17 protein-coding genes and 1 tRNA gene are annotated in these 22,908 nt (G+C 60.7%); 2 read left to right on the top strand and 16 right to left on the bottom strand.

Features of this window, described 5'->3' with window-relative positions; all coding sequences use genetic code 11:
* Window positions 1–78: 78 nt before the first annotated feature.
* Window positions 79–1,008: a LysR family transcriptional regulator gene (locus tag CAF74_RS12890; protein WP_085746606.1), complete on the bottom strand. Its 930-nt coding sequence runs from the start codon at window positions 1,006–1,008 to the stop codon at window positions 79–81.
* Window positions 1,009–1,177: 169 nt separating this feature from the next.
* Here CAF74_RS12890 and CAF74_RS12885 point away from each other — a divergent pair, with 169 nt between their 5' ends.
* Both CAF74_RS12885 and CAF74_RS12880 read left to right on the top strand, forming a co-directional pair.
* The gene (locus CAF74_RS12885; RefSeq protein ID WP_085746605.1) at window positions 1,178–2,461 is read left to right on the top strand and encodes an aspartate aminotransferase family protein; all 1,284 of its coding nucleotides are present in this window, start codon (window positions 1,178–1,180) and stop codon (window positions 2,459–2,461) included.
* Window positions 2,462–2,663: 202 nt separating this feature from the next.
* Complete coding sequence (locus tag CAF74_RS12880) at window positions 2,664–2,822, top strand: YqaE/Pmp3 family membrane protein (protein WP_003228885.1); 159 nt, start codon at window positions 2,664–2,666, stop codon at window positions 2,820–2,822.
* A gap of 3 nt (window positions 2,823–2,825) precedes the next feature.
* On the opposite strand, the gene CAF74_RS12875 is transcribed toward CAF74_RS12880, so the two are convergent.
* From CAF74_RS12875 to dnaG, 15 genes are all read right to left on the bottom strand, one after another.
* Window positions 2,826–4,634: a S9 family peptidase gene (locus CAF74_RS12875; RefSeq protein ID WP_085746604.1), complete on the bottom strand. Its 1,809-nt coding sequence runs from the start codon at window positions 4,632–4,634 to the stop codon at window positions 2,826–2,828.
* Entirely contained in the window at window positions 4,600–5,739 is a 1,140-nt protein-coding gene (pqqE, locus tag CAF74_RS12870; RefSeq protein ID WP_371857336.1) for a pyrroloquinoline quinone biosynthesis protein PqqE, read from the bottom strand. Before pqqE ends, CAF74_RS12875 begins: the two co-directional genes overlap by 35 nt.
* On the bottom strand, window positions 5,732–6,007 hold the full coding sequence (pqqD, locus tag CAF74_RS12865) for a pyrroloquinoline quinone biosynthesis peptide chaperone PqqD (protein WP_064380313.1): 276 nt from the start codon (window positions 6,005–6,007) through the stop codon (window positions 5,732–5,734). The genes pqqE and pqqD overlap by 8 nt, the downstream gene beginning before the upstream one ends.
* Complete coding sequence (pqqC, locus tag CAF74_RS12860; protein WP_011336228.1) at window positions 6,004–6,756, bottom strand: pyrroloquinoline-quinone synthase PqqC; 753 nt, start codon at window positions 6,754–6,756, stop codon at window positions 6,004–6,006. Before pqqC ends, pqqD begins: the two co-directional genes overlap by 4 nt.
* 21 nt (window positions 6,757–6,777) lie before the next feature.
* The gene (pqqB, locus tag CAF74_RS12855; RefSeq protein ID WP_085746602.1) at window positions 6,778–7,689 is read right to left on the bottom strand and encodes a pyrroloquinoline quinone biosynthesis protein PqqB; all 912 of its coding nucleotides are present in this window, start codon (window positions 7,687–7,689) and stop codon (window positions 6,778–6,780) included.
* Between the two features lie 84 nt (window positions 7,690–7,773).
* Window positions 7,774–7,848 (bottom strand): pyrroloquinoline quinone precursor peptide PqqA, encoded by a 75-nt coding sequence (gene pqqA / locus CAF74_RS12850; RefSeq protein ID WP_003444522.1) that lies wholly within the window; start codon window positions 7,846–7,848, stop codon window positions 7,774–7,776.
* Between the two features lie 159 nt (window positions 7,849–8,007).
* Complete coding sequence (gene pqqF, locus CAF74_RS12845; protein ID WP_085746601.1) at window positions 8,008–10,434, bottom strand: pyrroloquinoline quinone biosynthesis protein PqqF; 2,427 nt, start codon at window positions 10,432–10,434, stop codon at window positions 8,008–8,010.
* A 38-nt stretch (window positions 10,435–10,472) separates the two neighbouring features.
* Window positions 10,473–11,267: a carbon-nitrogen hydrolase family protein gene (locus CAF74_RS12840; RefSeq protein ID WP_085746600.1), complete on the bottom strand. Its 795-nt coding sequence runs from the start codon at window positions 11,265–11,267 to the stop codon at window positions 10,473–10,475.
* A 12-nt stretch (window positions 11,268–11,279) separates the two neighbouring features.
* The gene (locus tag CAF74_RS12835; protein WP_085746599.1) at window positions 11,280–12,962 is read right to left on the bottom strand and encodes an NAD(P)/FAD-dependent oxidoreductase; all 1,683 of its coding nucleotides are present in this window, start codon (window positions 12,960–12,962) and stop codon (window positions 11,280–11,282) included.
* A 146-nt stretch (window positions 12,963–13,108) separates the two neighbouring features.
* Entirely contained in the window at window positions 13,109–13,570 is a 462-nt protein-coding gene (locus CAF74_RS12830; protein WP_064599860.1) for an Lrp/AsnC family transcriptional regulator, read from the bottom strand.
* A 105-nt stretch (window positions 13,571–13,675) separates the two neighbouring features.
* Window positions 13,676–14,764, bottom strand: a complete 1,089-nt coding sequence (locus CAF74_RS12825; RefSeq protein WP_085746598.1) for a pyridoxal phosphate-dependent aminotransferase — start codon at window positions 14,762–14,764, stop codon at window positions 13,676–13,678.
* Window positions 14,765–14,978: 214 nt separating this feature from the next.
* Window positions 14,979–15,055, bottom strand: a tRNA-Ile gene (locus tag CAF74_RS12820).
* A gap of 15 nt (window positions 15,056–15,070) precedes the next feature.
* Window positions 15,071–18,817, bottom strand: coding sequence for a bifunctional diguanylate cyclase/phosphodiesterase (locus tag CAF74_RS12815; protein WP_085746597.1), 3,747 nt, complete (start codon window positions 18,815–18,817; stop codon window positions 15,071–15,073).
* A gap of 126 nt (window positions 18,818–18,943) precedes the next feature.
* The gene (rpoD, locus tag CAF74_RS12810; RefSeq protein ID WP_085746596.1) at window positions 18,944–20,791 is read right to left on the bottom strand and encodes an RNA polymerase sigma factor RpoD; all 1,848 of its coding nucleotides are present in this window, start codon (window positions 20,789–20,791) and stop codon (window positions 18,944–18,946) included.
* 67 nt (window positions 20,792–20,858) lie between these two features.
* Window positions 20,859–22,826: a DNA primase gene (gene dnaG / locus CAF74_RS12805; protein ID WP_085746595.1), complete on the bottom strand. Its 1,968-nt coding sequence runs from the start codon at window positions 22,824–22,826 to the stop codon at window positions 20,859–20,861.
* Window positions 22,827–22,908 lie beyond the last annotated feature (82 nt).

The following is a 22,908-nucleotide window of genomic DNA, read 5'->3' as shown; positions in this document are numbered from 1 at the left end:
CGGAGTGAAATGGATGTCAGGGAAACAGTCTGCAAAGCCCCGCTTCGGCGGGGTTTTCTTATGCCCGCAGAAAAGTTTTCAGCTCAACGCGTCCAGCGGCGGTGCCCCTTTCAGCGGTTTGTCCTCACGCTGCATCACCTCTTCCAGCAACGTTCGCAGCAAGGCCAATGGCGCCTGCTGGCGCTGCACATCGCGACACACCAGCCCGACCTTCAACGGCACGCGCGGCTCACTCAATGGTTTCCACAGCAGGTCCTGATCGTCGTACTCTTTTTGCGAACGACCGGGCAGCACCGTCGCCAGACGGGTATGCGGAAGGCTGTCGAGAATTCCCACCATATTGTTCAATTCGGCCTGCACTTGCGGGCGTCGTCCGAGGCTGGCCAGTTGCGCCTGCCAGATCTGGCGGATCTGAAATTCCTCACCCAGCAACAACATCGGCAATTCAGCGGCCTGACTCATCGAGACTTTCTTGAATTCCCGCAGCGGATGATCCGCCGGGATGACCAGCGTCAGTTCATCTTCGTACAACATCACGCCGTGCAGACCCGGTTGGCGTGGCGGCAGATAGCTGATGCCGATGTCCAGTGAGCCGTTGAGCAGTCGCCGCTCGATCTCAAGCCCCGTCAGTTCATAAATCTGCACCACCAGATGCGGCTGGGCCTTGCGCACTCTCTCCAGCATTTGCGGCACCAGGCTGGTGTGCACGGTTTGCAGCACGCCGATCGCCAATGTGCGCAGTGCCTGACCCTTGAAGTTGCCCAGCGCCTCACGCGCCCGCTGCAGGCCGTCGAGCAGTGGCAAGGCGTGGTTGTACAAGGTGTGGGCGGCGAGGGTCGGCAACAGGCGTTTGCTGCTGCGCTCGAACAGGGTAACGTCGAGGTTCTGCTCCAGCTGGCGAATCTGCTGGGACAGCGCGGGTTGAGAGATCGACAGGCGCTCGGCGGCGCGTCCGACATGACCTTCTTCGTAGACCGCGACGAAATAACGCAGTTGTTTGAAATCCATAAGTAATACTTATCGAAAATGCTGGGAAATCGAAATGGCTCGAAGGCAGGAACAGGCCTAGTCTAACCGCATTCACAAGGCTTACAGGGCCGGAAAGCGCAATGACCAGCGTTTGTTTTGAAAGTGTTTGCATAGGCAGTTCAAAAAACCTCGATCGAGGTTTTTTTCAATGAATCTGTTCAGTTTGCGGCGCCAGACGCCGAGCCTCGATGACCTGGCTTTTGAAACCCAGGAATCGGACGTTTCTGATGGCCTGAATGCCGAACGTCTCATGCCCAGCGTCGAGCGCCCACAACAGGTATTCGTTCGCGGCCAGGGCTCCTGGCTATGGGACAGCAATGATCGCGCCTACCTGGACTTTTCCCAGGCCGGTGGCGCCAACAGCCTCGGCCACAGCCCTTCGGCGCTGGTCAAGGCCATCGCCAATCAAGCCCAGGCTCTGATCAATCCCGGCTTCAATCTGCACAACCGCGGCATGCTCAGCCTCGCCGAGCGCTTGTGCGCCAGTACTGCCAGCGATCAGGCCTACCTGCTCAACAGTGGCAGTGAAGCTTGTGAAGCGGCGATCAAACTGGCGCGTAAATGGGGCCAGCTGCATCGCGGCGGCGCCTCGCGGATCATTGTCGCCAGACAAGGCTGTCACGGGCGTAGTCTGGCGACGATTTCGGCATCGGACAGTTGCAACCTGCACAACCGCTTCGCACCGTTGCTGCCGGGTTTCGATCTGGTGCCGTTCAACGACCTGCCAGCGCTGCATGCGGCAGTCGATGCACAGACGGTGGCAATCATGCTCGAACCGATCCAGAGCGATGCCGGGGTGATTCCAGCGACCGAGCATTACCTCAAGGGTGTCGAGCGCTTGTGCCGTGAGTTGGGGATTCTGCTGATTCTCGATGAGGTTCAGACCGGCATCGGCCGTTGCGGCACCTTGCTCGCCGAACAATCCTACGGCGTGCGCGCCGATATCGTCGTGCTCGGCAAGGGCCTCGGTGGTGGCGTGCCACTGGCGGCGCTGCTGGCGCGAGGCAAGGCCTGCTGTTTCGACTCTGGCGAGTTGGGCGGCACTCATCACGGCAACGCGCTGATGACCGCCGCAGGGCTGGTGGTGCTCGACAGCGTGCAAGACCGCGCATTCCTCGAACAAATCCGGGACAACGGCCAGCATCTGCGCGAAGGGCTCGCCCGTCTGGCCCATCGTTATGAACACGGCGAGTTGCGCGGGCAAGGACTGTTCTGGGGACTGACCCTGTCGGAAGACTCCGCCGAGGCCGTCGTCAAAGCCGCGCTGCATGAAGGCTTGCTGCTCAACGCCCCACAGGCCAACTGCCTGCGCTTCACCCCGGCGCTCAACGTCAGCAAGGCCAACATCGACGAAATGCTCCTGCGTCTGGCCCGCGCCTTCTCCCGGGTACGCACCGCGCAGCTGCAATGCCGCAAAGGGATTGCCGTCTGAAGTTTCCCACCCGAATTCAAGAACCGTCTCGCGGTATAACGCACGCTCCACGCCTGATTCTTTTGGCGTGGGGCGTTTTTTTTGTGGCCGTGTAATGGCGATCAGATGGCGAGATTGCGGTTTGCACTGAACCCTGACAAACGGCACAGGTCGATTAGCTTGTATGGCTCAGGTGAGCCAACCCCCAATCAGGAGCTGCCCCATGGACTTTATCCGCATCATCATCGCCATTCTGTTGCCGCCACTGGGTGTGTTTCTGCAAGTCGGGTTCGGCGGCGCGTTCTGGCTGAACATTCTGCTGACGTTGTGCGGTTATATCCCGGGGATCGTGCACGCGGTGTACATCATCGCCAAGCGCTGAGGGTCAGTCCGTCAAACCCATCACCCGCCGGTAAAACCGCCATTCCTGCTCCAGCGCATGGGCCTGGTTGGCGGCCCGGCGGAAGCCGTGACGTTCATCGGCGTAGTAATGCGCTTCGACCTCAATGCCGTTTTGCTCCAGAGCCGTGACCATGTCGCGGGTCTGTTGCGGCACGACCACGGCGTCCAGTTCGCCCTGAAAGAAAATCACCGGTACGCGAATGTTGCCTGCGTGCAGCAACGGCGTGCGGGCGGCGTAGCGTTCGGCATCTTGCTCCGGATCGCCGATCAGCCAGTCCAGATAATCGCCTTCGAACTTGTGTGTCGCGCGGGCCAGGGCGACCGGGTCACTGACACCATAAAGGCTGGCGCCTGCACGGAACACGTGATGGAACGCCAGGGCACACAACGTCGTGTAACCACCGGCGCTGCCGCCACGGATAAACGCACACTCGCCGTCGATCATGCCGCGTTCGGCCAGATAGGCCACCACTGCGCAGGCATCTTCGACATCCACTGCGCCCCAGCTCAGGTGCAGAGCCTGTCGATACTCCCGGCCATAACCGCTGCTGCCTCGGTAGTTGAGATCGGCGACGGCGAAGCCGCGTTGCGTCCAGTACTGGATGCGCGGGTCAAGCATCGGGTAGCAGGCGGAGGTGGGGCCGCCGTGGATGAACACCACCAACGGCGGTTTCACATCGCCATTCGTGGCCGGGTAAAAGAAGCCGTGTGCTTCACCCGCACCGCTTGGGTAGCGCAGGGTTTGCGGGCGGCTGATGCGCTCGGCGGGCAGCGGTGCAACACCGCCGGCCAGGACATTCACTTCACGAGATTCGCGATCGATGGTGATCACTGCTGAAGGGCTGATCGGTGAAGCGGCAATGCAGTAAATGAATTGATCATCGACAGCCAGATGGCGGAAGCGGCTGTAGTCGCCGGTGAAGTCTTCACCATTGAGCGCCAGACGACCGAAACCGCCTTCGCTCCAACTTGCCAGGAATGCTTCGTCGGTGGGCAACCAGGTGCAGCCGCCAAGTTGCCATGGGGCTGGCGCGTGATCGGCTTCGGCGCTAGCTAACGGTTGCAAACCATTTGCCGACTCGACCCACGGTTGCCAATATCCGCCACGGTCGGTCAGACAGCCCAGTCGGCCATTGGCATCAAAACGCGGTTGCTGGATCGACTCTTCAAGGGTTTCACCCGCCACACAGCGTGGGACGGAAAACCTGCTATCCGAGCGCTCGGCGAGCATCAGTCGGGTGGATGTCCACGGCTGATGCGGACGGCTCCACTCGATCCATGCCAAGCGCTGGCCGTCCGGGCTGATGATCGGCGATGCATAAAAATCCGCGCCTTCAATCAGCCTATGGCGGTCGCCATTCGCCAGATCGATAGCCACCAGCCGATGCCGATCACCGTTCTCTTCAACGGCCAGCACCTGCCCGTTGGCAAAGTGCAGATCACCATATCGGCAATCTCCGGAGGTCAATGCCGCGGGCTCGCCGTCCAACGTCTGTCGGTACAACTGCTGGTCCGCCTCGTTGACGAAAACCACCCCGTCAGGCGTCAGGCAAAACGCCCCACCGCCATATTCGTACACCCGGCTGCGCACGCTGAAACCCGTAGGCGTCAGACATTTCGCCACACCATCGCGCCAGTGCCAGATCCGGCACGCGGCGTCTGTCGGGCGATATTCATTCCAGAACAAACCATGGGTGCCAAGTTGCAGCTCGGCAAAATCCACGCCGGCAGCAACCGCGGCGGTGGCGCTGAAAGGCTCAGCCCTTGGCGATGAGGCGCGAGTTTCGTTCATTGCGAAAGGCCAGTTGTTCAATGGTCTGGGTGGCGTGCTCAGCTTCTTCGCGGGCCTTGAGGATCACACCGTGATGTTCGGACTTGCTGCACACCGGGTCGGCATTGCTCGCGTCGCCGGTGAGCATGAAGGCCTGGCAGCGGCAGCCGCCGAAGTCCTGTTCCTTTTCGTCACAGGAGCGGCATGGCTCGGGCACCCAGTCGTAGCCGCGGAAGCGGTTGAAGCCGAACGAGTCGTACCAGATGTGCTGCATGCTGTGGTCGCGCACATTGGGAAATTGTACCGGCAGCTGTCGGGCGCCATGACAGGGCAGGGCGGTGCCGTCTGGTGTGACCGTCAGAAACAGACTGCCCCAGCCATTCATGCAGGCTTTCGGGCGCTCTTCGTAATAGTCCGGGGTTACGAAAATCAGCTTGCACGGATGCCCTTCGGCTTCCAGCTTGGCGCGGTATTCGTTGGTGATGCGTTCGGCGCGAACCAGTTGCTCTTTGGTTGGCAGCAGGCCGACTCGATTGAGTTGCGCCCAACCGTAGAACTGGCACGTGGCGAGTTCGACGAAGTCGGCCTCCAGCGCGATGCACAGCTCGATGATGCGGTCGATCTTGTCGATGTTGTGCCGATGGGTGACGAAGTTCAGCACCATCGGATAGCCGTGGGCCTTCACGGCGCGGGCCATTTCCAGTTTCTGCGCGAAGGCTTTTTTCGAGCCGGCCAGCAGGTTGTTCACTTGCTCGTCGCTGGCCTGGAAACTGATCTGGATGTGATCGAGCCCGGCCTTTTTGAAGTCGCTGATCTTCTGTTCGGTCAGGCCGATGCCGGAGGTGATCAGGTTGGTGTAGAAACCCAACTGACGCGCTTCACGGATCAACTCGGCGAGGTCCTGGCGCACCAGCGGTTCGCCGCCGGAGAAGCCCAGTTGCGCCGCGCCCATCTCCCGCGCTTCGCGGAACACCTTGATCCATTGCTCGGTACTCAGCTCTTTGCCCTGCTCGGCGAAATCCAGCGGATTGGAGCAGTACGGGCATTGCAGCGGGCAGCGGTAAGTCAGCTCGGCGAGCAGCCACAGCGGCAGGCCGACCTCAGGCTTGGGCGGCAGATCAGTCAAGGGTGATCCAGTGCTGCGCACGGGCAACCTCCATGAATTGCTCGATGTCGTCACCGAGCTCGGGCACGCCGGGGAACTGTCTGTCGAGTTCGGCGATGATCGCCGCGACATCCCGTTCACCGTCGATCAGGCCGCCGATCAGCGCGGCACTTTCATTGAGTTTGATCATGCCTTCCGGGTACAGCAGCACGTGGCCTTTCTGCGCCGGTTCGTACTGGAAACGGTAGCCGGGACGCCAGGTCGGGGTCTTGCTGCGGTCGAAACTCATAAGGCGATTCCTTTATGCCAGACCCGTTGATCAGTGACGCTGTGATACGGCGGGCGGTTCAGTTCGTAGGCCATGCTCATGGCATCGAGCATGCTCCAAAGGATGTCCAGTTTGAACTGGAGAATTTCCAGCATGCGCTCCTGGCCTTCGCGGGTCTTGTAGTGCTCCAGCGTGATGGCCAGACCATGCTCGACATCGCGCCGGGCCTGACCGAGACGGGTGCGGAAATATTCGTAGCCGGCCGGGTCGATCCACGGGTAGTGCTGCGGCCAGCTGTCGAGACGCGACTGGTGGATCTGCGGCGCGAACAGCTCGGTCAGCGAGCTGCTGGCAGCTTCCTGCCAACTGGCGCGGCGGGCGAAGTTGACGTAGGCATCGACGGCGAAACGCACGCCGGGCAGCACCAGTTCCTGCGAACGCAATTGATCCGGATCGAGACCGACGGCCTGGCCCAGACGCAGCCAGGCTTCGATGCCGCCGTCTTCGCCGGGCGCGCCGTCGTGGTCGAGCAGGCGCTGAATCCATTCGCGGCGGATCTCGCGATCCGGGCAGTTGGCGAGGATCGCCGCGTCTTTCAGGGGGATGTTCACCTGATAGTAGAAGCGGTTGGCGACCCAGCCCTGGATCTGCTCGCGGGTGGCCCGGCCTTCATACATCGCCACGTGATACGGGTGATGAATGTGGTAATAGGCGCCCTTGGCGCGCAGGGCCGCTTCGAATTCGGCGGGGGACAGCGGGGTGTCGGTCATTGCGGTTCTCCGGGCCATTCGTTACAGGACGATGCTCATGCCGTCATACGCCACTTCAACATTGCGCCGAACCAGTTCCGCGCGTTCCGGCGAGTCTTCGTCGAGAATCGGGTTGGTGTTGTTGATGTGGATAAGCACCTTGCGTTGCTCGGGAAGCTGTTCCAGCACTTCGAGCATGCCGCCGGGGCCGGTCTGGGCCAGGTGGCCCATCTCGCGGCCGGTGCGGGTGCCGACGCCACGGCGCTGCATTTCATCGTCGTCCCACATCGTCCCGTCTACCAGCACGCAGTCGCTGCCGGACATGATTTCCAGCAGCGGCGCGTCGACCTTGCCCAGGCCTGGGGCATAGAACAGCTTGCCGCCGGTGCTGAGGTCTTCGACGATCAGGCCGATGTTGTCGCCTGGGTGCGGGTCGAAGCGGTGCGGCGAGTAGGGCGGTGCCGCGCTGCGCAACGGCAGCGGGGTGAAGCGCAGGTTCGGGCAGGCGGCGACGGTGAAGCTCTGGTCAAGTTCGATGCGGTTCCAGTCCAGCCCGCCGTTCCAGTGCTTGAGCATGGTGAACAGCGGGAAACCGGTGCTCAGGTCTTCGTGGACCATGTCCGTGCACCAGACCTGATGCGGGCAGCCTTCGCGCAGGCTGAGCAGGCCGGTGGTGTGGTCGATCTGGCTGTCCATCAGGATGATCGCGCTGATGCCGGTGTCACGCAGGGCACGGCCCGGCTGCATCGGGGCGAAGCTCTGAAGCTGCGCGCGGATGTCCGGCGAGGCGTTGCACAGCACCCAGTTCACGCCGTCATCGGAAATCGCGATGGACGATTGGGTACGGGCCTGGGCATTCAGGCTGCCGTCGCGAAAACCGGCGCAATTGACGCAGTTGCAGTTCCACTGCGGAAAACCGCCACCGGCGGCCGAACCCAGAATCTGGACGAACATGAACGCTCCATCATTTCAACGCTGAAAATAAAACGCCCCGGCGAGCCGAGGCGTTGCACTGCAGTGTTCTGCTTGAGGCAGGACTCAGCGGCTGGCGAAGTACATGGTGACTTCGAAGCCGATGCGCAGGTCGGTGTAAGCAGGTTTGGTCCAAGCCATCGGGTGACTCCTTTTTCAGGTGGGTGGGATAGCGCTATCCATAGGTATAGTCCACGGCAGCGCGGGGATGTTCCAAATAGTTAGGTGGCTATGTTACTCAAAATCTCAGGGGCTTTGCCCGTGAATCTTTGAGAAAGCTCCTTGCAGCCCCGGTAATGATCATTTTGCCGCTTGCCATGGCGCGTCCGGCGAAGCGGCGTTGGAGAGGCCGTGCCAGCCGCCCTCGGCGCGGATCAGACGTTGTGCGGCGGCCAGCAATGCCGGGCGATCCAGTTGGGCGATGGCGCTGCGCAGATGGGCCAGATAATCCGACGAGTGGCCGGCGAGGCGGGCCTGCCACAGGAGTTCGGCCGCATCTTTGCCGGACAGGACGCTGTCATCGAACTGATCGACAAGCGTCTGGCGTTGCCGGGCGAGGCTCGCGTCATCGAGTCGTTCGACAAGGGCTGGCAGGTTATCGAGAAACTGCTGAATGTGACCGAGCAATTGCGCGGCGGTGGCAGTGGGCGATTGCACACCGAACAGCAATCCGGTCTGGCCGTGGAGCTGACGCAGCCCGCTGAACACCGCATAACCCAGTTGCAGTTCGACGCGCAGGCGTTGGTAGAACGGTGTCTGGCACAGATGCGCGAGCAGGCGCCACGCGGCTTCGTCGGCGATTTCGTGGCTGGCGGTCGGGCAGAACAGCAGCAAGGCGTGTTCGCTGGACGCGCTGTCGATCTGACTCCACCGGTATCCGGCGTTGATTGCCGACGGTGCGGGAATTTGATTGTCCGGGATGCCGGGGATGCGACTCAGGGCCAGGCCCATGGCTGATTGGGTTTGTTGGTTTAGCCTCAAAGCCAGGCCGTCCCAGCGGGAAGTTGTCCACAGGTGGGCGGCGTCATCGGATTTGCCTACCGCTGGCAGGCATTTTTCCGGCAGTACTTTGAGCAGCTGGCGGATCGGTATCAGCGCAGGTTGCGGCTCGCCTTTCGCGGAATCGGCGCCCACTTGTGTCAGAGATTTCAGTGCGTGCTCCAGGACAACGGGCAGCGTGTCCTGCAGGCCAGTGAGTTTCAGCAGCCACTGATCAGCTGCGGCGCTGAAGGACAACTCGACCCCGGCCTGACGCGCGTCGTCAGAAATCTCCCGCAGACTGCGTTGCAGTTTCGCTTGCAGCTCGGCCGTGGCCGCTGCTTCCGTCTGCCAGCGAACATACACCGCACCTTCGTCACCGTTATCCGACAGCGCCTGGCTGAATTGCATCGGCGAACGTTCGCGTCGGCTGCGCGAGCGATCCTGAGCGAACGTGCGCAGCCCACGGTGGGCGCTGGTTTGGCCGCGGATCAGGCCGGCGTTGGCCAGCGGTTCGGCTACGCGCAGGAACGGATTGGCAGCGGGCAGATGCCAGTGACTGCTGAAGTTATCCACAGTGCCGATTTTGCCGAGAATCACTTTGAGCGCTGCAACGGCCGATTCGGAGAGGCCGCTTTCGAGTTGTTCGCTGTCGAGTCGCGCCAGTTGCAACGCACCGCTGACCTGCTGCTGACGTTGAAGCTGTGCCGAATATTCCTCGCGTAGTGCCGGCCAGTCCTGCTGCGCTGCGAAGAAGCTCAACCAGTCGAGAAACTGTGCGCGGATGGCGTCGAGTGACCCGGATGCCCCAGTGAACTGAAGATGTAGAAAAGCCTGCCCAGCAAATTGATAAGGCACACAGGCCTGTAAGTCTTCCGCGAATCCCTGCTGCTGCAAGTGAGCGAGCAGCCCACCGGGTTTGGCGCTGTTCAACCAGTGACAGAAAAACGCCAGTGCCTCGGCCGACGACTCCGGCAAATCCTCTAACGCAAACAGCAGATTGCCGTGCCGCTCGCCGACCTGTTGATAACTTTTCTGTGGAGTGTCCATCAAGCGAACGGGGGCTGCCTGTGAAGTTTTATCCCCAGCTGTCAGCGCGGCGGCAAACTGTTCTGCCAGCGTTCTCAGGTCTTCAACACTTTGCGGCCCGACCAGACTCAGAGTCATCTGCCCGGTGCGGTAAAACTGCTGATGGAAGTCTTTCAACGCCTGCTGAAACTCCGCTTGCTCTATCGGCAGACTGTCGCGGTTTCCGGCATGAAAGCCGCGCAAAGGATGTGCTGCCGACAATCCCTCAAACAGCGCCTCTTTCTGCTGAGCCGCAGCATCCTGCGACCACGCAACAAACTCCGCCTGCAGCACTTCCCGTTCCCGCAACTGATCGTCCGGATTCATACGCGGATGAGCGAGCATGTCCGACAGACGCTCCAGTCCACCTCTGAAGGACGTTGGCGGCAACTCAAAGAAGAAATCGGTGGTGCGCTCGCGGGTGCTGGCATTCACCTGACCGCCGTGACCTTGCACGTAGGCCATCAGCCCTTGCTGTGCAGGAAAACGCTCGGTGCCGAGAAACAGCAAATGCTCAAGAAAATGCGCCAGCCCCGGCCACGCCAACGGCACGTCATGACTGCCGGCAGCCACCCGCAACGCGGCGGCGCTGCGCTTCAGACCGGGCGTGTGGCGCAGGGTCACGCGCAAGCCGTTGGCCAGGGTTTCGGTGTGGGGGCGGGGGTGAGTCGACGCAGGCATGGGCACTTCCAGAACAGTGAAGTGCCAATGCTAGCGGATTAGCGCTTGTTGAGCGCGTCGTAAAGTTCGGGGCGGCGGTCGTTGAAGTAGCGGTTGGCGTTGCGCGAGTCGACCATCAACTGACGATCCAGCTCACCGACGATCAAGGCTTCGTCCAGTCCGGCCTGGGCGATGCGGCTGCCATCCGGCGCGGCAATGCTGCTTTGCCCGCAGTAATGAATGTCGCCTTCGTGGCCGCAGTAGTTGGCGTAAGCCACGTAGCACTGGTTTTCGAAGGCGCGGGAGCGCACGGAAACATCGGCAATGAAATCAAAAGGAATCATGTTCGCCGTCGGCACCAGAATCAGCTCGGCGCCTTCAAGGGCCAGGCGCCGGGCGTTTTCCGGGAACTCCAGGTCGTAGCAGATCAGGAAACCGAGCTTCCAGCCGTTGAGCTCGACGATGGGAAACTCGCCATCGCCGGGGCTGAACATCGAACGGTCCAGATCGCCGAACAGATGCGTCTTGCGGTAATTGCACAGGCGCTCGCCGTTCGAATCGATCAACTGCACAGCGTTGTAGATCTGTCCTTCGGCGGTGCGCTCAGGATAACCGTAGAGAATCGCCAGGCCGGCAGCCTTGGCGATTCGTCCGACCTGTTGCGCCCACTCGCCGTTATAGACCTCGGCCAATGTCGCAACCGCCTCCTTGCCGATGTTGTAGCCGGTCAGGAACATCTCCGGCACCACCAGCAGGTCGGCGCCTTTGGCCTCCATCGCCAGTTGATGCAAGCGCTGAAGGTTGGCGGCGGGTTCCAGTGGCAGCGGTGGACATTGGTAAAGGGCTACACGCATCGAAGATTCCTCTTACTCGGGCAGGGCGATCGGGCCGATGTCTTTGAACACATCACCCGGGCCGGGGTTCTCTTTATGTGTGGACCCGCCGAAGTGCTTCATGATTCCCCACACCGCGTTGAGCGAGGTCTGTACCGCGCCTTCGACCCAGGCCGGCGTCCACGACACGTCGTCGCCGGCGATGAAAATCCCGCGCTGCTCCGGCGGCATGTCGTCCTGCATGAAGTGCGCGTACATGCGCTGGTTGTAGCGATAGTGGCCGGGCAGGGCGCCCTTGAACGCGCCGAGGAAGTGCGGGTCGGCTTCCCACGACACGGTGATCGGATCGCCGATGATCCGCGCGGCGATGTCGACTTTCGGGTAGATCTTCTTCAGCGCATCCAGCGCCAGTTTCACGCGTTTCTCCACCGGGTGCGGGAGCATCTTCAGCGCATCGCTCATCCACGAGTACGACAGGCAGATCACGCCCGGCTTGTCGTCGCCGTTGTCGAACAGGTAGGTGCCACGGGTCAGGCGATCTGTGAGGGTCATGCTCATCAGGTCACGGCCAGTTTCCGGGTCCTTGTCCTTCCAGAACGGGCGGTCGACCATCACGAAGGTCTTCGACGATTGCATGTAGCGAGTGCGGTCCAGCGCCATCCACATCTTCTGCGAGAACAGGCTTTCGTCGCATTCGATCTGGGTGGTCAGCAGCCAGCTCTGGCAGGTGGTCAGTACGGCGGCGTATTCGCGGGTGTCGCCGTTGTTGTCGGTGACCGCGAAACGTCCGTCAGGTGCGTGGGCGATTTTCTTCACCCCGGAGCGCGGTGCGCCGTGGTGCAACGATTTCAGGCTGGTGCCTTGCGGCCAGTGTACGCAGCGCTCCGGCGCATGACGCCAGATACCTTGTGGCACTTGTTCCACACCGCCGACGACCAGATGTTGGTGATCGTCGCAGTTGGTCATCACGACGCGGAAGATTTCCAGCATCGAGTTGGGGAAATCCGAGTCCCAGCCACCGGTACCGAAACCGACCTGGCCGAACACTTCGCGGTGATGGAACGACAGTTTGGCGAAGGCTTTCGAGGTGGCAACGAAGTCGTAGAAGGTGCGGTCGTCCCACAGCGGAACCAGAGTGTTCCACAGCTCCTTGAGGCGTGGCACGTCACGGTCGCGAATCGCTTGCTGGATATCGGCGAACTGCGAACCGGCCTCCAGAGCGTCGGCCCATGCGTCAGCCACTTCCTGGAACAGTGCAGGAAGATCCTTCAGGCTCTGTGCGTAATGGGTTTTGCCTTCCAGGTCGATCACGGTGCTGCCGGAGGCCGGCGTCAGCGGGTTGGGGAAGGGCTTGGTTTCGAGGCCGAGCTTGTCGACGTAGTGATAGAACGCGGTGGACGACACCGGGAAGCGCATACCGCCGAGCTCGGCGACGATGCCGTCAGTGCCGTTGAACGCTTGGGAGCGCAGGCGACCGCCAAGCTTCGAGGCCTCGTACACTACGGGTTTCAGGCCGAGTTTCATCAGCTCATAAGCCGCCACCAGACCGGCGATGCCAGCACCCACGATTGCCACTTCGGCACCGTGGTTGTGCTCGGGAATGCTACCCAGGCCGGCCGGGTGTTCGATCCAGTCGTCGAAGGCGAAAGGAAAGTCCGGACCGAAAATGGTGATCGGTTTCTTACCGTCTGCAGGATGGCGATTGTTCTTGTTCATGGCTGACCTTGCTGGCGACCCGACGCTGGATGCGCGTCTGAGTATAGGAAAAGATGCCAGCCATTCTAGGGAGCGTAGAACACGTTAATAAGACGCAGAATGTCGTCGTTTTGAGCGTTAGTACTGCGATATGACGAAAGCTATGGTCAAACTGGATGCCCGCGATCGATCTTGCTGCTGAGGATGATCGACGTCGTGGTCTTCTCCACACCGTCTACGCTGCCGATCTGATCCAGAAGCTGATCGAGCTGCTCCGGCGAATCGGTCCGCAGCCACGCCACATAATCGAATTCACCACTAACAGCGCACAATTGCTGCACCTGAGCCATCGCGCTCAACCGGCGCAACACCTCTTTGCCGGAGCGTGGCTGCACCTTGATTCCGACGTAAGCCTGCAATCCGCCATCCACCACACGCTGGCCCAGACGCACGCCATAGCCGGTGATGACCTTGGCCTTTTCCAGCCGCGCGAGTCGCGAAGTCACGGTCGTGCGGGCGATCCCCAATTGCCGGGCCAGCATCGCCACGCTCTCGCGGGCGTTGATTTGCAGGGCCGCGATCAACTGTCGGTCAATTTCATCAAGCACGGGTGGGCGGATGTCGGACAAGGGGCGTCTCCATGGGCGGATCTTTGGTTGCGCATGTTACAGGCTCGGCCGGCGGTAAGCTTGTGGGCGATACTCGCGCGGTTTTCCATAGGGACTGTCTTGATATCAGACGCTGGCAAATGCCTCACGAAACCGTCGCATGTCGTCTTCCGTACCAACGCTGACCCGAATCCACGTCGGCCACTCTTTCCATACCCGGCCCACCTTGACCCGGCGATCGGCCAACGCCTGCACCACCTCCCTGGCAGAACGTTTCACGTCGACCATGAAGCAGTTGGCCTGCGACACCGTGCAGCGAAAACCGCGAGCGGTCAGCCAGGTGATTGTCTCGTCACGCAGCCTCGTGTTGGTGTGCTTGCGCTGTGGCAGCAACTGCGTGTCCTCGAGACTGGCTATGCCGCCCAACAGCGAAGGGGCCGCCGGCACGTTGTAATTGCCGAACACCTCCAGTTGCTCCAGCAGGGCGGGGTTGGCTATCGCGATACCCAGACGGGCGCCTGCCATGCCATAGATTTTCGAGAAAGTTCGCAGCACCATCAGTTCGGGATGATCCTTGACCAGCGGAATGCAGGTCGGCGCATTCGAGAAGTCGATATAGGCCTCGTCCACCAACAGAATCGTTCCTTTTGGCTTGTTCGCCAGCGCGAGCAGGATATCTGCGTGTGGCGTCACAGTACCGGTCGGATTATTCGGATTGCAGACGTAGATCAGTCCCGCCTGCGGATCGGCCGCCAGCATGTGTGGAAGATCATGGGCATGATCAGGATTCAGTGCTATCTCGTGGACCGCGACCTGTCTGCCGCGAGCCGCCTCGACAGGGTCTTCATAAGAGGGCGACGCAACGACCAGGCTACCCTGTCGAGTGAAGGCGTGAACCGCATGCTGCAAGGCCAGTTTGGAGCCGCAGAAAGTCTGAACATACTCCTCCGGTATGCCTTGTTGGCGGGCAAACAGGGCGTTGAGTCGGTACTGGATCTTGTAGGGATAACGCCCGCACAGTGCAATACCTTCCTGCATCGCCTGTCGGGCGGCGAGCGCCGGTCCCCAGGGGCTCTCGTTGAAATTGATCAGTACCTCATCGCCGGGTACTGGTGCCGGTGCATCCTGACGTTGCGCCTGCCCCCAGGATGACTGCGCGAGCAGGGGAAGTGCTGCGGCGATTCCCATCAGCGAACGGCGAGTGACATCAACCATAAAAATTCCTTTTTCGAATCATCAGATGAGCCTCGGCTTTGGGTGCCAGGACATATGGTGTAACGAAATGGTTAGTTGTCGATTTAGACGGGCATGAGGCAAGCCCTGTTTACGCTTTCAGAAGTCACACGCTTTGAAGGGAGATGGGACGACGGCCTCGTGGCGGGAAAGACAGAAACGAAAAAGCCGCACATAAGCGCGGCTTTTTCATGTTTGGTGGGCCCACACGGACTTGAACCGTGGACCAAAGGATTATGAGTCCTCTGCTCTAACCAACTGAGCTATAGGCCCTCAGTAGGCCGCGGATTATAGCGACGGTTTCTCGGCTGTGCTATCCGAAAAATCTGATACGGCTATGCGAAGAAACGTCGCGGCAAACTCTTCTGGTGGCAGCGGCAGGCTGACGATGTAGCCCTGGATCTGTTCACAGCCTTCGGCGGCGAGGAATTGTTGCTGGGCCTGGGTTTCCACGCCTTCGGCGATCACGGTGAATTGCATGCTGCGGCCCAGGGCGATGATGGCGCGGACGATCGCCGCGTCGTGCGGGTCGTCGGGCAGTCCGCGAACGAAAGACTGGTCGATCTTGAGGATGTCCAGAGGCAGGCGCTTGAGGTAACTCAGCGAGGAATAACCGGTGCCGAAGTCGTCGATGGCCAGTTGCACGCCCAGGTGTTTGAGCTGATGCAGCACCGCCAGCGCTTCTTCAGCCTGGCTCATGATGAAGTTTTCGGTAATTTCCAGTTGCAGTAATTCCGGTCGCAGGCGGTTGTCCTTGAGCAGTTGCTCGATGCGTCCCAGCAGGTTCGGCTGGCGCAGTTGTGCGCCGGCGAGGTTCACCGACAGCGGGCCGAGGGATTCGTAGATCTGGCCCCACTCGAACATCTGCCGGCAGGCGGTTTCCAGCACCCAGTCGCCGATTTGCAGAATCATCCCGTTCTCTTCCGCCAGCGGGATGAAGTGCTCAGGCGGCACATCGCCGAAATTCGGATGACGCCAGCGGATCAGGGCTTCGGCGCCGACCAGGCTGTGATCGTCGAGGCTGATTTTCGGTTGGTAATAGAGGTACAGCTCCTCGCGCTCAATGGCCCGGCGAAGTTCGTGCTCCAGCGCCACACGCTCGCTGGCCTGCGCGGTGAGGTCGCGGGTGTAGCTTTCGACCCGGTTGCGGCCCTTGGCCTTGGAGCGGTACATCGCTGCGTCCGCGTTCTTGATCAGGGTCGCGACATCGCAGCCGTCGCGCGGGTAAAGGCTGGTGCCGATGCTGGCGCTGATGAAGAACTCATGCTCACCGGCCTGGAACGGTGCGCCAAAGCAGTTCAGCAGTTTGGTGGCAATGTTGTCGGCATCGCCGGGCTGCTGCAGGCCAGGTAGCAGAATGATGAATTCGTCGCCCCCCAGCCGCGCAACGGTGTCGATATCGCGCAGTTGCTCCTTGAGGCGCACGGCGATGCCCTTGAGCAGCAAATCGCCGACCGGGTGACCGAGGCTGTCGTTGATGTGCTTGAAACGGTCGAGGTCGAGGAACAGCACTGCGCCCTGACCGCCGTTTTCCTGCTGACTGTTGAGTGCCATCAGCAGGCGACTTTCGAACAGCGTGCGGTTTGGCAGGCCGGTGAGCGGGTCGTGATGCGCCTGATAGTCGAGCTTGGCCTGGGCGTGCTTGAGGCTGGAGATATCGGCGAACACCGCAACGAAGTGAGTGATGAACTTGTCGCGGTTGCGCACGGCACTGATGGTCAGCCAGCTCGGGTACAGCTCGCCATTTTTGCGCCGGTTGGAGATTTCGCCCTGCCAGTGGCCTTCGTCGGTCAATTGATGCCACATCGCCGCGTAGAACGCGCTGTCGTGCAGGCCGGACGCAAGCAGGCGCGGAGTGTGACCGAGCGCTTCGCTTTCGCTGTAACCGGTGATTTCGGTGAACGCCCGGTTCACGGCGCTGATGTGTTGCTGGGTGTCGGTGATCAGCACGCCTTCGGCAGTACTCTCGAACACGGTCGCAGCCTGTTGCAGTTTTTCCTGCATCAGGTGGCGTTCGGTGATGTCCCGGGCGATGGTCAGCATGCAATCTTCGTCGCCGATCGGCAGCGGACGGCTGGACACTTCGCAGAGGCGGATCTGCCCGTCGCTGCGGCGGATGTGGCAGCTGAAATCGCGGACAAAACCGTCGCGGTGCAGCAGGTCGAGCATTTGCTTGCGTTCGTTGAGGTTGACCCAGATTCCCAGGTCCAGCGCCGAGCGATCCACCGACATCGCGCTGTTGAAACCGGTGATACGACTGAAACCTTCGTTGACCTCCAGCAGCAGGCCATCGCTCTGGCGCGACAACAGCAGGCCGTCTGGCGAGGCGTGGAAGGCCTTGGCGAACTTTTCTTCTGAGGTTTGCAGTTGCTGTTGGGTTTCCTTGAGCTGGGTAATGTCGCGCACCACCACGACCAGCGCCGGTGTGGTGTCGAGCTCGAAGGGCTCGGCGGAAATCAGCCCGGTAAACACCTGGCCATTGTTGCGACGAAAGGGCATCTCCAGGTTGCGAATGCTGCCGGCTTGCAGGCGCTGAAGCAGGCCCGGGCCAACCCCTGGAATGCCCCAGATGTTGAGTTCGGTGGCGGTCTGGCCAATCACTTCTTCGGCCTTGAGCCCGATCTGTTCTTCAAAGGCTTCGTTGACCTCCAGCAGGCAGCCGTCGGATAGCCGGGCGATCACCAGAATGTCCGGGCATTGCTGGAATACCGAAGCGAATTTCTGTTCCGACAGGCGCAACGCCTCTTCGGTGCGTTTGGTTTCGCTGATGTCGATCATCAGGCCGCGCATCACCGGTTCGTGGCCGTGTTCGATCAGGCTGACGATGTCGCGTACCCACAAGCAACGGCCGTCTGCGGTGATGACGCGGTAATCGAGACTGTGATCGCGCCCGGCCAGCACTTCGTGATCGCAGAAGCTCTGGGCACGAGTCAGATCGGCAGGGTGAATGATGTTGCGCCAAAAGCCTGGAATCAGCCAATGGGACAGCGGATAGCCGAGCAGATCCTCGGCGTGGGGCGAAACATAGCTGTAGGTGAAATCGCTGATCCGCGCTTCCCAGGCGATGGCTGAGAGACTCTCCACCAGCCCGCGATAGTGGTATTCGCTGCTGCGCAGTTCCTGTTCAAGGTCGATGCGTCGGGCGATTTCCGAGCTCAGGCGCCGGTTGATGCGGATCACCACTGCCAGGACGATGACCAGAAGCGATAGCCCCGGTAAACCGTAAACCAGCAGATCCGACCAGAATGTCCGGTGATCGAGGACGTTGCCGACCCAGTGCTCCTGAATGCTGCTGATTTCCTCCGGGGACATGTCGGCCAGCACCTTGTCGAGAATCCCCACCAGCATTTTGTTGTCCCGGGGGACGCCCATCGCCAGCTGGTAGCGATAAGGGGTCTCGCCGCTGACATACAAACCATCCAGTTTGAGCTGCCGCAGGCTCCAGACACTGGAGGCCAGGTCGCCGACCACTGCGTCGACTTCATCGGTGGCCAGTGCCTGCAATGCTGAGCTGACGTTGGGCATTGCCACCAGATTCAGGTCGGGGTGATGGGTGCGCAGCAGCTCGTGGGGGGCGTAGTTTTCGACCACGGCGATTTTCAGGCCGTAAAGATCCTCAAGCTTGCGCGGCTGCGGGCCGCCGACGTGGGCGAGGATGACGATCGGAAAGTCCAGATAAGGGCGGGTGAATGACAGGTAACTCTGGCGTTCCGGGGTGGACATGATGCCCGGCAGCAGGTCGATCGTGCCGTTTTTCGCCTGTTCGAGCACCACGGTCCAGCTCACCGGCTCGATGGGGGTGAGTTTGATCGCCAGGCGCTGGCGAATCACATCGATATAGTCCGCTGCCAGACCCTGATAGCGGTTCTGGTCGTCGCGGAACTCGAAGGGCGGCCACGACGCATCCACACCCAGGCGCAAGTCCGGGTGAGCCGCCAGCCAGCGACGTTCTTCATCGGTCAGAGTCAGCGCGTCAGCCGTTGCGGTCCAGATCATCAGTGACAGCAAAAAAAGCACGGACGCCAGTCTGGGCATAACGGTCTCGTTATGGCTCGGGGGAATGTTTCGAGTGTAGACGGGCTGTGCGCGGGGGGAGGGCGGTGCGAGGTATTTAATCTGCGCTAAAAACAAAACCCCCGGCCTGGGCCGGGGGTTCTGGTATCACTCGTCGAGGAAGGAGCGCAGATGCTCGCTTCGCGTCGGGTGGCGCAGCTTGCGCAGCGCCTTGGCTTCGATCTGACGGATCCGCTCACGGGTCACGTCAAACTGTTTGCCGACTTCTTCGAGCGTATGGTCGGTGTTCATGTCGATACCGAAACGCATGCGCAGTACCTTGGCTTCACGGGCAGTAAGGCCGGACAGCACTTCGCGGGTCGCTTCTTTCAGGCTCTCAACAGTGGCGACATCGATTGGCGACTGCATGGTCGAGTCTTCGATGAAGTCACCCAGATGGGAGTCTTCGTCATCACCGATCGGGGTTTCCATGGAGATCGGCTCTTTGGCGATCTTCAATACCTTGCGGATCTTGTCCTCAGGCATTTCCATGCGTTCACCCAGCTCTTCCGGGGTCGGTTCGCGACCCATTTCCTGCAACATCTGGCGGGAAATGCGGTTGAGCTTGTTGATCGTCTCGATCATGTGCACCGGAATACGGATGGTGCGGGCCTGGTCGGCGATCGAGCGAGTGATCGCCTGACGGATCCACCAGGTGGCATAAGTCGAGAACTTGTAACCACGACGGTATTCGAACTTGTCCACCGCTTTCATCAGACCGATGTTGCCTTCCTGGATCAGATCGAGGAATTGCAGGCCACGGTTGGTGTACTTCTTGGCGATGGAGATCACCAGACGCAAGTTCGCTTCAACCATCTCTTTCTTCGCGCGGCGGGCTTTCGCCTCACCGATCGACATGCGACGGTTGATGTCCTTGATCTCGGCGATGGTCAGGCCGGTCTCGGTTTCCAGCGCGGTCAGCTTCTGCTGGCAACGGATGATGTCCGGTTGCACGCGGGCAATGGCTTCGGCGTACTTGCTCTTGCCTTTGGCCAAGGCGTCGGACCAGCTTTCGTCGACTTCGTTGCCCGGGAACTGACGCAGGAAATCGGCGCGTGGCATACGTGCATCACGTACGCACAGTTGCATGATCGCGCGCTCTTGCTGACGCAGACGATCCAGGGCACTGCGAACACGCTCGACCAGTGCTTCGAATTGCTTCGGCACCAGTTTGATCGGCATGAACAGCTCAGCCAGAGCCAACAGTTCGGCAATTGCCGCCTTGTTGTGACGACCGTGCTTTTTCAGGGCCTTGCGGGTGATTTCCATCTGGTCGGAGACAGCACCGAAGCGCTGTGCGGCAATGACCGGATCCGGACCGCTTTCGGCTTCTTCTTCGTCATCGGAAGCTTCGGCGTCATCGTCCTCGGAGTCGTCATCCGCTTTCGCCGCTTTCGCGTCGATCGGCGGTGGTACTTCGGCGGCAGGCGGCGCAATGCCGTCATCCGGGTCGATGTAACCGCTCAGAACGTCGGACAGGCGACCACCTTCGGTGGTGACGCGAGTGTACTCGGAGAGAATATGGTCAACCGTGCCAGGGAAGTGCGCGATGGCGCTCATCACTTCACGGATGCCTTCTTCGATACGCTTGGCGATTTCGATTTCGCCTTCACGAGTCAGAAGCTCGACCGTACCCATTTCACGCATGTACATGCGCACCGGGTCAGTGGTGCGACCGATATCGGTCTCCACCGCCGCCAACGCAGCGGCTGCTTCTTCCGCAGCGGCCTCGTCGGTATCGGCGTCGGCCAGCATAAGGGCGTCCGCATCCGGAGCACTCTCGTGTACGGGGATCCCCATGTCGTTAATCATGCGGATGATGTCTTCCACCTGCTCCGGATCTGAAATATCCTCGGGCAGGTGGTCGTTGACCTCGGCGTAAGTCAGATACTTCTGCTCACGACCCAGTTTGATCAACTCAATAATACGAGACTGCTGTTGCGCTTTTCCGGACATAACACCCTATCCACTGAAGGTCTTGGCGGGCAAAAAACAAGCCGAGGATTATACCTGAGCTATGACCTCACGCGCCAGTTGAGGTCGGGTTTGATGCGGAAACATTGCGACTTAAAAGGTCGCGCAGTTGATTTTTCTCTTCGGCGCTCAGTTCGCTTTGACGCGCTTTCCTGAGCAGTTGTTCCAGGTTTCGCTCGCGTTGGCGGGCTGACAAGCTAGTAATGGTGTCGAAAAACTGTTGTTCAAGGTTGTCTCCGTCAATCAGCCATTCCTTTTCCGCCAGCGCCTTGAGCAGGCGACCCTGTTCGGTTCCGTGCCATCGCGCGATCAACTGAAATGAGTTTAGCTTGGGATTCTTCTGCACGGCTTCGAGCAGTGCCACCAGCAGCTGTGCGTTGGTCTGGTTCTCGTCCGCGAAGTGCCCGGCGTCCTCGACCTTTTCCGCCAGTTGCGGGTGATGCAGCAAGGTTCTCAGAGCGGCCAGGGTCGGAGGTTCGACGGCGGCCGGCACGCGTGGGGCACGCGGCTGATCGCGATCACCGCCACGCTTGCCATTTTTGTCCCACGGTTTCTTGTCCCATTTCTTGCCGCCGGCGCCGGTTTTTTTCGGCGTCCATTCCTGCTGCGGCACATACATGTCCTGTGCCTGCGGCTGATGGTAGTCGCTGTAGTCCGGCATGGCGTCGTAATCGATGCCCGGGTCATAGGCCGGCGGTGCTTCCTGAGGAGCGCTCTGGGCCAGCTGGCTGACGCTTTCGCTGCTCAGACCGGTGATCTCGGTCAGGCGCTGGCGCATCAGGATGCGCAGATTGGCGCCTGGGACCTTGTCGATCAATGGTGCTGCGAGGGTGGCCATGTGGGCCTTGCCCTCCAGCGAACGCGGGTCGGCTTCTTCGGTCAGTTGCTGGAAGAAGTAGTCCGCCAGCGGCTGTGCGTGCTGATTGATCCGGGCGCGGAAGGCGTCTGTGCCTTCGGCGCGAATCAACGTATCCGGGTCTTCGCCTTCAGGCAGAAACAGAAAGCGTGCACGGCGCCCGTCCTGCAGGCAGGGCAGTGTGGCTTCGAGTGCGCGCCAGGCGGCATTGCGGCCAGCCTGGTCGCCGTCAAAGCAAAACAGTACGTTCGGCACTACGCGAAACAGACGCTTGAGGTGTTCTTCGCTGGTGGCGGTGCCGAGTGTCGCGACGGCATTGCGCAGGCCTTGCTGGGCTAGAGCGATGACATCCATATAGCCTTCGACGACGATGATTTCGTCGAGGTTGCGATTGTTCTTGCGGGCTTCGTACAGGCCGTAGAGTTCCTGGCCTTTATGGAAGACCGGGGTTTCCGGCGAGTTCAGGTACTTTGGCTTGTCGTCGCCGAGCACTCGACCGCCGAAAGCAATGATCCGTCCACGGGTGTCGCGGATCGGGAACATCACGCGATCGCGGAAGCGGTCATAGCGTTTACCGGTTTCGGCGTTCTCGATCAGCAGGCCGGCGTCGATCATGGCTTTCTGCTGCAAGGTGTCGCTGCTCAAGTGTTTGAACAGGTTGTCCCAGCCCGGCGGTGCGAATCCGAGACCGAAGTCCCGGGCGATTTCGCCGGTCAGGCCACGACCCTTGAGGTAATCCACTGCTGCCTTGCGTGCCGGGTGGCTCTTGAGCGCCTGCCGGTAAAAGTCGGCAGCGGCAGTGAGCAGCGGGTACAGCGGTGAATCGGTCGGCTGGCGCGGCTTGTTCGAGCGGCCGCCTTCTTCTCGCGGCACTTCCATGCCGGCGGCCTTGGCCAGATCTTCGACGGCCTGGGGGAAGTCCAGATTGTCGTGATCCATGAGAAAGCCGAGGGCGTTGCCGCCGGCGCCGCAGCCGAAGCAGTAATAGAACTGCTTGTCGGGGCTGACGCTGAATGACGGGGTCTTCTCTTTATGGAACGGGCAGCAGGCGGTGTAGTTTTTACCGGCCTTCTTCAATTGCACGCGCGAGCTGACCACGTCGACGATGTCGGTGCGGTTCAGAAGGTCGTCAATGAAGCTCTGGGGAATCAGCCCGGCCATGGCGTTCTCGTCTGCGCTGTAATGGATCCGATGCGAAAGTCTGCCGGACGCGGGTCATTGAGTGATGCGCGCACGTGGTGCG

The sequence above is a fragment of the Pseudomonas sp. R45(2017) genome (assembly GCF_002112305.1).
GTDB lineage: Bacteria > Pseudomonadota > Gammaproteobacteria > Pseudomonadales > Pseudomonadaceae > Aquipseudomonas > Aquipseudomonas paraglycinae.
This window is presented reverse-complemented; position numbering and strand designations above follow the sequence as displayed.

Coding starts and splice junctions, on each gene's coding strand:
- CAF74_RS12890 (WP_085746606.1), bottom strand. CDS start 1,008: ATGGATTTCAAACAACTGCGTTATTTCGTCGCGGTCTACGAAGAAGGT.
- CAF74_RS12885 (WP_085746605.1), top strand. CDS start 1,178: ATGAATCTGTTCAGTTTGCGGCGCCAGACGCCGAGCCTCGATGACCTG.
- CAF74_RS12880 (WP_003228885.1), top strand. CDS start 2,664: ATGGACTTTATCCGCATCATCATCGCCATTCTGTTGCCGCCACTGGGT.
- CAF74_RS12875 (WP_085746604.1), bottom strand. CDS start 4,634: ATGAACGAAACTCGCGCCTCATCGCCAAGGGCTGAGCCTTTCAGCGCC.
- pqqD (WP_064380313.1), bottom strand. CDS start 6,007: ATGAGTTTCGACCGCAGCAAGACCCCGACCTGGCGTCCCGGCTACCGT.
- pqqC (WP_011336228.1), bottom strand. CDS start 6,756: ATGACCGACACCCCGCTGTCCCCCGCCGAATTCGAAGCGGCCCTGCGC.
- pqqB (WP_085746602.1), bottom strand. CDS start 7,689: ATGTTCGTCCAGATTCTGGGTTCGGCCGCCGGTGGCGGTTTTCCGCAG.
- pqqF (WP_085746601.1), bottom strand. CDS start 10,434: ATGCCTGCGTCGACTCACCCCCGCCCCCACACCGAAACCCTGGCCAAC.
- CAF74_RS12840 (WP_085746600.1), bottom strand. CDS start 11,267: ATGCGTGTAGCCCTTTACCAATGTCCACCGCTGCCACTGGAACCCGCC.
- CAF74_RS12835 (WP_085746599.1), bottom strand. CDS start 12,962: ATGAACAAGAACAATCGCCATCCTGCAGACGGTAAGAAACCGATCACC.
- CAF74_RS12825 (WP_085746598.1), bottom strand. CDS start 14,764: ATGGTTGATGTCACTCGCCGTTCGCTGATGGGAATCGCCGCAGCACTT.
- CAF74_RS12815 (WP_085746597.1), bottom strand. CDS start 18,817: ATGCCCAGACTGGCGTCCGTGCTTTTTTTGCTGTCACTGATGATCTGG.
- rpoD (WP_085746596.1), bottom strand. CDS start 20,791: ATGTCCGGAAAAGCGCAACAGCAGTCTCGTATTATTGAGTTGATCAAA.
- dnaG (WP_085746595.1), bottom strand. CDS start 22,826: ATGGCCGGGCTGATTCCCCAGAGCTTCATTGACGACCTTCTGAACCGC.